Genomic DNA, 10,673 nt, shown 5'->3' on the forward strand with positions numbered 1-10,673 from the left:
TGTGACGGCTGCAGCGGCTACCGGTCGTGAATACGACGACGAGCTCAAGAGCAGGGTTGCGCGCCTGTTGCGCTTCCTGCGCGAGATAGTCGAGGCGCGGTCGAATCCGGTCCTGAGGTTCGACGATCATGTCCAGGTCGAGTGGCTGTACTCCAGTGAGATTCCGGTTCGTATCGACCCGAAGGCCGGCCAGGGCGGGGTCGTACTTCGGGCGCCGCGCATTGCCGTCGACGACCCGCCCGAGCCACCGGCGCTTCTGACGGGTTGGCTCGATCCCCAGGTCGTCGGAGACAGTCGCTACCGCGAGATCGAGCTCGCCGACGCGTCGACGGCGGCATCACGTCGTCGCGGCGAGGCGCAGGAGTCCGACGCCGACTTCGATATTCGCAAGGCCTACGAGATCAAGAAGGCTTTCGAGCAGTACTCGGAGTCCTGGAAGCAGTGGGCTCAGGAAGATCGAGACCGGCGGCCCAAGGCAGCGCTGTACCAAGCATTGCAACTAATGATGCAAGAGCTCGCCTCGCGCCCCGAGTCGATCGAACTGGTGGTGGCATCGGGTCTGCTGACGTCGAGCAACCCCGACCCCCAGCGCAGCGTGCGTACTCACCTCCTCACCCAGTCGGCCGGAATCGAACGTGATGTGCGGACCGGCGACCTGTTGGTGCGACTGGTCGCCGGTAGTACCCCGCGTCTCGAGGACGGCCAGCTGCTCACCGGATCGAAGGACTTCGATACCTCCGGCTCGGTGGCCCTCGCCGAGAAGCTGCACGGCAACGTCGACTCGCCCCTCGGTGAGGGCGTCGAAGAATTCTTGCGCGAATGGGCGACGCGAGTTCCCCGTCACGAGATCGAGGTGCTCGATCGCCTCGGGCCCCCGGGAGCTCTCGCGTACATCGACGACGATCGAACGCTGACGGTCTCGCCCGCACTCGTGCTCCGAACCCGCGACTCGTTCGCGCTGGTCGAGTACTACGAGCAGATGATCGCCGATCTCGACGCCGCCGACTCACCGGTTCCGCTGGGCCTCGCGCAACTGGTCGACGCGATCGAGCCGGCCGATCGGATGGCATGGCTCGAACGGACCGGAGCCGGCGCGTCGGCGGCGCTGGCCGAAGATCCTCTGTTTCCGCTGCCGGCCAACGCCGAGCAGTCGCAGATCATCGAACGACTCGGACGCGACAGTGGTGTGGTCGTCGAAGGGCCGCCCGGGACGGGGAAGACCCACACCATCGCGAACCTGATGTCCGGGCTGCTGGCGCGAGGTCAGCGGGTTCTGGTCACTAGTGAAAAGTCACAAGCTTTGCGAGTCCTGCGCGACAAGCTGCCGCCCGAGTTGCAGGAGCTCTGCGTCTCGATCACCGACCTCTCCCGTGGTGGTTCGGACGAGTTGAATCGCAGCGTCGCCAAGATCGCCGAGCGTAAGACCTCGTTCGACGAAGTCAGTGAGCAGCAGAAGATCGACGCGCTCACCACCCGCCGCGCGGCCGCGCTCGCTCGTCGGACGGAACTGCTGAACCGTGTCAGCGTCCTTCGTGAATCCGAAACCGTTGTGCACGAATATGTTTCGGATGGGTATGACGGCACGGTGGCGTCGATCGTACGTAAGGTCAAAGCAGCCGAAGGCGCCCACGAGTGGCTGCCCGGGCCGTTGCTCGCCGACCGGCCACCGTTCGACGGTGCCCAGGTCGACCAACTCCGAGCGCTGATTGCGACGTCCGACGGAGCCCGCGAGCAACGATCGCGCCAGGTGCTGCCGCGTCCCGAAACGATGCTGCCGAATTCGGCCGAACTCGCAGCGCTGTGCCGGCGTGTGCATACCCTGATAGACGCCGTCCCGCCGCTGGCTGCCGACCTGATCACGTTGCTGAGCGGCGTCGAACCTGCGGTCTCGTCCGATATCCGTTCTCTCTGCGAGGAATTGGCGGCTCGCGTGCGAGTGGTCGCGGAGCTCGATGCCACGTATGCGCGAGTGACCGACTCGGTGCTGTCCGGCGAAGCGTCTCACCTGTGGTCGCGGGTCAGCGGAATCGATGACCTCGTTGCCACTGCCGCAGCGTCCGACCGGTACATCGGCGCGCACGACGTGCAGTGCTCGTCCACGTCTGCTGCGACTCTGCAGGCTATGGATGCGCTCGCAGCTGCGCTGGAATCGGGAATCGAATGGAAGCCGCGGTTTCGGCGTAGCGAGGAGCAGAAGGCAGTCGAAGCTCTCGGCATCGTTGCCACCGTCGACGGGCAACCGGCGACGAGTGCGATGGCCGCTCGGCTTGTCGCGGAACACATTCGGGCTCTCGACACCGTGCAGACGGCGGCGGTGTTGCTGGCCGACCTGGCGATCGTCGTCCCCCTAGACGGCCCTCGATCGATTCGCGTCAACACCGTTGCGCAGATCGCCGATCGACTCCGTTCCGTAGCGGCAGTGGTTGCCGCTCGTGACGCACTGGTACACCGGCTCTACACGGTGTCGCCTGCTGCGCCGTGGATTCGAAGCCTCGCCGAAGCTCAGGAGATAGCCGGAGCCGCTGCGGCCATCTCCGCGCGCGTCGACATCGACATCGCCCGCGCCGAGCTGGACGCTCTGCAGTTCGCGGTGGCCACTCGTATCGACGCGGGACCGTCCCCCGAAGGTCTGAATCTGGTGACGGCCCTCGGCGCTGCCGATCCTGCGGAATTGGCGGGCGCGGTCTCCGCCTACGCTCAGGCCTGCGCGGAGCAGGAGAATCAGCTGCTGCTCGAGTCGATGTCGGCCACACTGTCGGCAGTCGCGCCGGCCCTGTTCGAGTTGGTCAAGGACACCGCGGCAGACCCGGAATGGGACGAGCTCAGTTGGCAGCTGTCCAAGGCGTGGGCGTGGCGTCGCGCGCGCGAATGGGTCGGTGAGCAGCACCACGGGGGTCTCGAGCAGCAGCTGGAAGCGGAGTTGGCCGCCGCGGATGTCGACATCGCCTATCTCACGACGCGTCTCGCTGCCGCGAGTGCCTGGCTCAACAGCCTGCAGCGGATGACGGCCGTCGAGGTTCGCGCACTGCAGACTTACCGCGAGCACATTTCCAGTATCGGTTCGGGTGCCGGCAAGTACGCCGAAACCTACCGCAGCGCAGCACGATCGGCGATGCGAGAGGCACAGAGCGCGGTGCCCGCATGGGTCATGCCGCTCTCCCAGGTGCTCGCGTCGATTCCGCCGGTGCCGGGTAGCTTCGACGTCGTCATCGTCGACGAGGCCAGCCAGGCCGACATCACGAGCCTGTTCCTGCTGTACCTCGCGCCTCGGGTGATCGTGGTGGGAGACGACCGGCAGTGCGCGCCCGCCGATGTCCCTCAGGCCGGCACGCTCGAGGACGTGTTCGACCGCCTCGATGTATATCTCCCGGACCTACCGGAGCACGTGCGGGCGACGCTGACACCGCGGTCGAGTCTGTTCTCGATGCTGCGCACCCGGTTCGGTCAGGTGGTGCGACTACGAGAGCACTTCCGTTCTATGCCGGAGATCATCAATTGGTCGAGTCAGCAGTTCTACGGAGACTCGCCACTGGTGCCGGTGCGGCAGTTCGGTGCCGATCGCCTGCCGCCGCTTCGGCACACGTACGTTCGCGGGGCGACGGTCACCGGAAAGAACGCCTCGCTCGTCAACCGGACCGAGGCCATTGCCATCGCGGAGCAGATATCCGAGTGCCTCGCCGATGCCGCGTACGACGACCTGACCTTCGGAGTCGTTGTGCTGCAGGGGCAGTCGCAGGTCGACGAGATTCGCAACGAGCTGATCAAACGTATCGGCATCGAGCAGTGGGAACAACGCCGCTTGCGAGTGGGCACGCCACCGGACTTCCAGGGCGACGAGCGCAACGTCGTGTTCCTGTCGATGGTGGTAGCACCGGATCAGAACTTCGCCACCCTGACCTCGAACCAGTACAAGCGTCGGTTCAACGTGGCCGCGTCGCGGGCGCAGGATCAGTTGTGGCTGTTCCATTCGGTCACCGTCGATCGCCTCAAACGAGCAGACCTGCGTAACTCTCTGCTCGGCTACGTCACGTCGGTCTCGCCTGCTCCCGCCGATCCGATGCCCCAGAACGTCTCGCGCGAGATCAGGAAAGCCCCGTTCGAGACGCTGCTGGAACAGCAGCTGTTCAACGACCTCGTCGAGCGTGGCTTCCACGTCAATCCCGGTGTCGAAGTGAACAATCGGCGTATCGCGCTCGTCGTCACGGGGGAGTCCTCTCGCCTCGCCGTCGAATGCGACGGTGATTCGTTCTCGACCACCCCCGCGCAACGATCGGCGGATCTGCAACGCGAGCAGGAACTCAAGCGATGCGGGTGGACGTTCTGGCGCGTGCGGGAATCGGAGTACCACCTCGACCGTGACGGTGCTCTCGACAGTCTGTGGTTCACCCTCGCGCGATTGGGAATCAAGCCCGGTGCCGTTGGTGCGGAAGGCGGAACGGCGTCCGAGGAGACCTGGACACCGGTACCGCTCGAGTCCTCGCAGTTCGACGATTCCGGGGCTTTCGAGGCTGCGACACGAACGAACGCACCCGTTCGGCATGATTCGGTGCTGTCTCTGTGGACGATGCCTCGCCTCGACATACCTACCGACAACACCGCCGACACCGACACCACGAACGGAACCGGCACATCCAGACGGTCGGGGTCGACCAACGGAACCGGTGCTGCGAACGGTTCGAGCACGATCGACGCGACCGGAGCTCCGCGCGCGTCCACACCCCCGACAGCACCGAAAGTGCCTGCTGCAGCTGCGGACTCGGACGGACCGGGTGCATCCGATTCGGTCGACAGCTCCGAAGAAGTGCGGGGCGCGGTCGACGGAGTCGAATCGAGTGGTGGCGTCGAGGAGTCCGAGAGCTCGGTCGACGAGGTGGTCGCCGAGCACCAACTGCCTCTCAACGGACTGCGGGGATACACCACGCGCCGCAGCCCGTAGGTGTAGTCCGCGGGAGTCGCGGCCCATCAGCGTGCAGCTCGTTACCGTCGTAGTCTGGTTCGCGGTATTCGTGCACGTTCGAGCAAAGAGGGTCGCCGCCGATGGCAGATCGACAGACGCAGGGGCTGCACGCCGACAGGGCGGTGCCCGAACGGCCCGGCCGAACACTTCGTCGGCGAATCATGGTCCCGGCCACGGTCGTTGCCCTGTGTGCGGTGCTGTTCGGGCTGCCCATGTGGACCGTGCTGTTCGCGGGGGCGCAGTGGCCGCCGGTGGTTCGGCTGCTCGGCGCGGCACTGGTGATCGCTGCCGCGCTCGCCTTGCCCACCGCGATGTATCTCGGTCACCGGCCCGGCATCGAGGGGGACAGGAAGGACGCCTGGGCGCGTCTCGGCGACGTCCTGCTGGGTCTCGCCTGGATCGCGTTCGTATGGTCGGCGCTCTCGCTGTTGCTCAGGCTCGGGCTGTGGGCGGCCGGTGTCGACGATCCATTGCGGTCGCGAATCACGGCGGCGGCGACGGTGACAGTGATCGTCGGCCTTGCCCTCTGGGGCCATTACGAGGCCATGCGGACCCCGCGCGTTCGGCACACGAGCGTCAGCATTGCCCGGCTCGGTGCCCGATTCGACGGCCTGCGAGTCGTCCTGGTCACCGACACCCACTTCGGGCCGGTGAACCGAACCGTGTGGTCGAGGCGACTGACCGATGCCGTCAACGCGCTCGAACCGGACGTGCTCGCGCACGTCGGCGACATTGCCGACGGTTCCGTGTCCACGCGCAGGCAACAGGCTGCGCCGCTGGAATCGATGCGCGCGTCCGCCGCCCGCGTCTACGTCACCGGGAATCACGAGTATTTCGGTGAGGCGCAGGAGTGGCTGGACCACATGCAGAGCATCGGGTGGAACGCGCTGCACAATCGTCATGTCGTGCTGCATCGAGGTGACGATGCCTTGGTCATCGCCGGTGTTGACGACGCCACGGCAGCAGGGTCGGGTGCCCCCGGCCACGGTGCCGATCTGGCTGGGGCACTGGCCGGGGCCGATCCGTCGATCCCGGTGTTGCTGCTGGCCCACCAGCCGAAACAGATCGGCGACGCCGTCCGAGCGGGCGTCGATCTACAGGTGTCCGGCCACACCCACGGCGGTCAGATCTGGCCGTTCGCGGCATTGGTTCGACTGGACCAGCCGGTGGTGCACGGACTGAGCAGGCATGGAGCGCGTACGCAGCTCTACACCAGTCGGGGGTCGGGATTCTGGGGGCCGCCGTTCCGGGTGTTCGCACCGAGTGAGATCTCGGTTCTGACGTTGGTGGCAGGCTGACGCGTCGGCACCTGGCAGTATCGGACGGGTGAGGCACACGGGAGAGATCCAGGTAGTCGCAACCGATCTCGACGGCACGCTACTTCGTTCGGATCGAACGGTGTCGGCGCGGACGGCAGATGCGATGGCCGCGGCCGAAGCCGCAGGCATCCGGGTGGTGTGGGCGACGGCGCGGGCGCGGCACTCCATCGCCGAGCTTGCGGCGTCGTGTGGGTTCACCGGTACGGCAGTGGGAGCGAACGGTGCGGTGGTGCTGGACCTTGCCGATGGCAGCCCGGTCATCGTCGCGACCAGGTCGGTGCCGACGGAGACGGTCGCGGCTGTCACCTCCGCTGTTCGATCTCTGGTTCCCGGCGTGGCGTTCGCAACTGTGGGTGCCACTCGTTTCGTCGCCGAGTCGCGATACGCGGAGCTGTGCGTCTTCGCCGACCATCACCGCCACCCGCACGAGATGGAGCTGTCGGAGGACGGTCTGTCGGCCGACATCGAGCCGACAGTCAAAATTGTTGCACGACACAGTGATACACCGAGCGAGGAGTTGTACGCGTTGGTGGCCGAGGCAGGTCTCGTCGGAGTGGAGCTGACGCACTCCGGGGCACCGTACATCGAGATGTCCGCCGCCGGGGTATCCAAGGCCACTGCTCTGGCGGAGTTGTGCGAACAGTGGGGCGTAGCTCAGGACGACGTGGCAGCGGTGGGGGATGCGCGCAACGACCTTCCCATGCTGGCGTGGGCCGGTACCGCGCTGTGTCCATCGAATGCTGCGGAGCCGGTGCGCGCTGTGGCCGATCGTGTACTGCATTCGCACGACGACGATGCGGTTGCTCGCTATCTCGAAGAACTGACCGAGCGTCGAGTGCAGCGGTAGTCGTTCGCGATACTGTTCTCGGTCGACCGGCCCTCGACCCACCCGGGTCCGACATCACGGATCGCGTTGTCTCCGAACAACAGTGCGCTGCTGTGTGGAGTCGTCGAGGTAGGTTCGGCGGACGCCGGTAGCCTCGGTCGTGCCGAATCGACCACCACGAAGGGCCTGCAGTGAACGACTCTCCCACGACCCGACCGTCCGAACCCACCACGATCGCCGAGTATCTCGACGCTCATGCACTGCAGGTGTTGCCGCTGGACGGCGCTGCGGCGGCCGATCTCGGCATCACGGTGCCGGTTCCCGCGGGGTGGCAGACGCTCGATCCGGCACAGTTTCCCGGTGCGACCCAAGTGACGGTCGAGCCGAACCTGGTGGAGAACGGTTTCGCGCCGAATGCTGTCTTGCTGGTCGGGAAGCTTTCTCACTCCATCGACCCGGAAGCGTTGATGGCGTTGGGTTTCGGTGACGGGCGCGCGATGCCCGGGTGGGTCGAGCGGGAGGCGAGTACGGCGTCGTGGGTCGGTTGGCCGTCACGGTTCATTCGGGGCACCTACGTCGCCCAAGGGCTCGAGGCTGCGGTGACGACGCGCTACGCAGTGGTCGGCGAGGGAACTCAGTACTTGGTCCAGTTGACCGTGACGACGCTCGAGTCTCAGCTGGATGCGCTCGCATTCGACGTGTCCGCGATCAACGACGGACTGACGCTTCCCGCGGCGTAGAGGCACTCGGATTTTCTATGCCAACCCCGTGCTGTCGGGCCGGGAAAGATGCAGTCGGGCGGACGCCCCGGCGACCGAGCCGCAGCAGTCCAGGGCGCACGGAGTCTGCTCCGCGCGAGAGTAAGCGATGCCTGTCCGCTCTATCGCCGCAGACGGCGACCGAGTGCGCCGGGCAGCGACACCTGGGTATGCCGCACCGATCCGGCTAGGGTCGTTCGCATGTCGATCAGAACCGGCCGCGTTCGGCACCTGTCGGTGGTGCCGGATATCCCCGAAGCCGACGAGCCGGCCGAACCCAGCGCGACGGAGGGTGCCGCGCGTGGCCTGGCGAATCTGGTGCTGAGGGTGAGTATCGATCACACGCGGCCGTCGATCTGGCGACGAGTGCGCGTGCGATCGGATCTGTTGTTGTCCGAGTTGCATTCGGTACTGCAGATCGCCGTGGGCTGGGAAGACCGACACCTGCACGCATTCAGTGTCAGAACCGCGGGGGCGACCCGACGGTTCGAGATGCAGGAGACACTCGACGACGAACCGGACGACGACGCCTCCAGTGAGGAGCGGGTACGCGTCGACGAGGTGTTGACGCACCCGGGATCCGTCATGACGTACGAATACGATTTCGGTGACGGGTGGACCCACACAGTCGAGCTGGAACACGAGGACTCCGATATCGACGACCTTCGTTCGATCTGTCTCGACGGTGCCCGCGCGTGTCCTCCCGAGTCCTCGGGCGGTCCGTCGCGCTATACCCAGGCGCTGGACATCGCGGCAGACTCGTCCGACCCCGAACACTCCGAACTTCTCTCCCAGTGGGGTCCGACGTTCGACCCGGCCCGTTTCGAGGTCGATGCAGTCAACCGCGTGCTGCAATCGGCAGATGTCGGTAGGTCGACGCTCGCCGAAGCTGTGGCGGCCGCACCGGCCATCGGGCGACTGTTCGACCGAGTACGACCCACCCAGGTGCCGTCATTGATGGCGTTGCTGCCCCGGTGCGAGCTCACCGTCGAGAGTTCGGTGGACCTGCCGGTTGCCGAGATCGCGATGGCCAAGCTCACCTGGTTCCTCCGAATGGTCGGCGACGGCGGGGCTGTCCTCACCGATGCCGGCTACCTCAAGCCCGCGTTCGTGGCAGCGATCCGCGACGAGCTCGATTGGGGTCTGGGGTGGGTGGGGTCGAGCAGCCGCGAGATCGACCACCATCAGGTCACCGACTTGCGCGAGGCGGTCCGACACCTCGGGTTGACCCGCATCGCGAAGGGGCGGCTGCTGCGCACGAAGCTCGGCGAATCACTGGCCGACGACCCGATCGGCATGTGGCGGCATGCGGCCTCGCGGCTTCCGCTGGGGAGGGAGACATACGAGACCGATGCCGCGACGCTGTTCCTGATCTCCCTGGCCGCATCGGCCTCAGCGGCCCACCGTAACGAGATGCTGATCGAGACGGTCTCCGAATTGGGCTGGGCCAGTGAGGATTCCGGCGTGTTCGACGCCAAGTTCGCTGCTCAGACGACCATGAGCTTTCTCGACCTCATCGGTGCCCATGGCCCGAGCTTCTACTTTCGGGAAGCCGTGTCGGACTCACCGAGTTGGTCCCGTCGATTTGCACGCGACGCTTTGTCCAGTTGACCGCCGATTCCGAGGCGTGCGGTGCCGTCTCGGCCGGCTCGACGCCTCTCCAGCGCCCTGACCTGCCGATTTGCGTGTGTGGGGTTGGTGGCGTAACTTTTGTCGAGTCAGAGCGACGGACACCGACCCGGTCTTCACGGACTGGGTGAACGAGGTTGGACGTGTGGCTCGGCAGGTTTTATCCCCCAAGAGTCGGGCCTTGTGTCCGAGACCAAGCTGGGATAGGCTGGAACAGTTGCCCTTGAGGCCTACGGATTGTGTGTTCGTGGGGTTCGAGTGTGTGCGTGTTCTTTGAGAACTCAACAGTGTGTCGATGAATGTCAGTGCCGAATTTTATTTGGTGAAAGCATTCGATGTATCAGCCATCCGCTTGTGGTGGTTGTTGTCGAGTGTTGTTTTGAAAAATGCTAGTTGAGTTTTTTTGCTAGTGATTTGACTCTTTATGTTTATGACTGATTTGCAGTTTCGACTGTTGATCGAGAGTCTTTTACGGAGAGTTTGATCCTGGCTCAGGACGAACGCTGGCGGCGTGCTTAACACATGCAAGTCGAGCGGTAAGGCCTTTCGGGGTACACGAGCGGCGAACGGGTGAGTAACACGTGGGTGATCTGCCCTGCACTCTGGGATAAGCTTGGGAAACTGGGTCTAATACCGGATATGACCACAGCATGCATGTGTTGTGGTGGAAAGATTTATCGGTGCAGGATGGGCCCGCGGCCTATCAGCTTGTTGGTGGGGTAATGGCCTACCAAGGCGACGACGGGTAGCCGACCTGAGAGGGTGACCGGCCACACTGGGACTGAGACACGGCCCAGACTCCTACGGGAGGCAGCAGTGGGGAATATTGCACAATGGGCGGAAGCCTGATGCAGCGACGCCGCGTGAGGGATGAAGGCCTTCGGGTTGTAAACCTCTTTCAGCAGGGACGAAGCGTGAGTGACGGTACCTGCAGAAGAAGCACCGGCTAACTACGTGCCAGCAGCCGCGGTAATACGTAGGGTGCGAGCGTTGTCCGGAATTACTGGGCGTAAAGAGTTCGTAGGCGGTTTGTCGCGTCGTTTGTGAAAACCCGGGGCTCAACTTCGGGCTTGCAGGCGATACGGGCAGACTTGAGTGTTTCAGGGGAGACTGGAATTCCTGGTGTAGCGGTGAAATGCGCAGATACTGTCTCTTATACACATCTAGATGTGTATAAGAGACAG

5 protein-coding genes and 1 rRNA gene are annotated in these 10,673 nt (G+C 64.8%); all 6 read left to right on the plus strand.

The annotated features are described in order from the left end of the window. The first annotated feature begins 1 nt into the window (after position 1). A complete protein-coding gene (locus VF34_RS04540) occupies positions 2-4,936 on the plus strand; it encodes an AAA domain-containing protein (protein WP_045840975.1) in 4,935 nt (1,644 codons plus the stop codon). Between the two features lie 101 nt (positions 4,937-5,037). Next, entirely contained in the window at positions 5,038-6,255 is a 1,218-nt protein-coding gene (locus VF34_RS04545; protein ID WP_045840976.1) for a metallophosphoesterase, read from the plus strand. Between the two features lie 28 nt (positions 6,256-6,283). Beyond that, positions 6,284-7,123, plus strand: a complete 840-nt coding sequence (locus tag VF34_RS04550) for an HAD family hydrolase (protein WP_027497968.1) — start codon at positions 6,284-6,286, stop codon at positions 7,121-7,123. 170 nt (positions 7,124-7,293) lie between these two features. Further along, positions 7,294-7,842, plus strand: coding sequence for an LpqN/LpqT family lipoprotein (locus tag VF34_RS04555; RefSeq protein ID WP_045840977.1), 549 nt, complete (start codon positions 7,294-7,296; stop codon positions 7,840-7,842). A gap of 219 nt (positions 7,843-8,061) precedes the next feature. Further along, positions 8,062-9,471 (plus strand): plasmid pRiA4b ORF-3 family protein, encoded by a 1,410-nt coding sequence (locus VF34_RS04560; RefSeq protein ID WP_032375465.1) that lies wholly within the window; start codon positions 8,062-8,064, stop codon positions 9,469-9,471. 486 nt (positions 9,472-9,957) lie between these two features. After that, positions 9,958-10,673 (plus strand): 16S ribosomal RNA (locus VF34_RS25185); the annotation flags it as partial.

It is taken from the genome of Rhodococcus sp. PML026 (assembly GCF_000963615.1).
GTDB classification, from domain to species: Bacteria; Actinomycetota; Actinomycetes; order Mycobacteriales; family Mycobacteriaceae; genus Rhodococcoides; species Rhodococcoides fascians.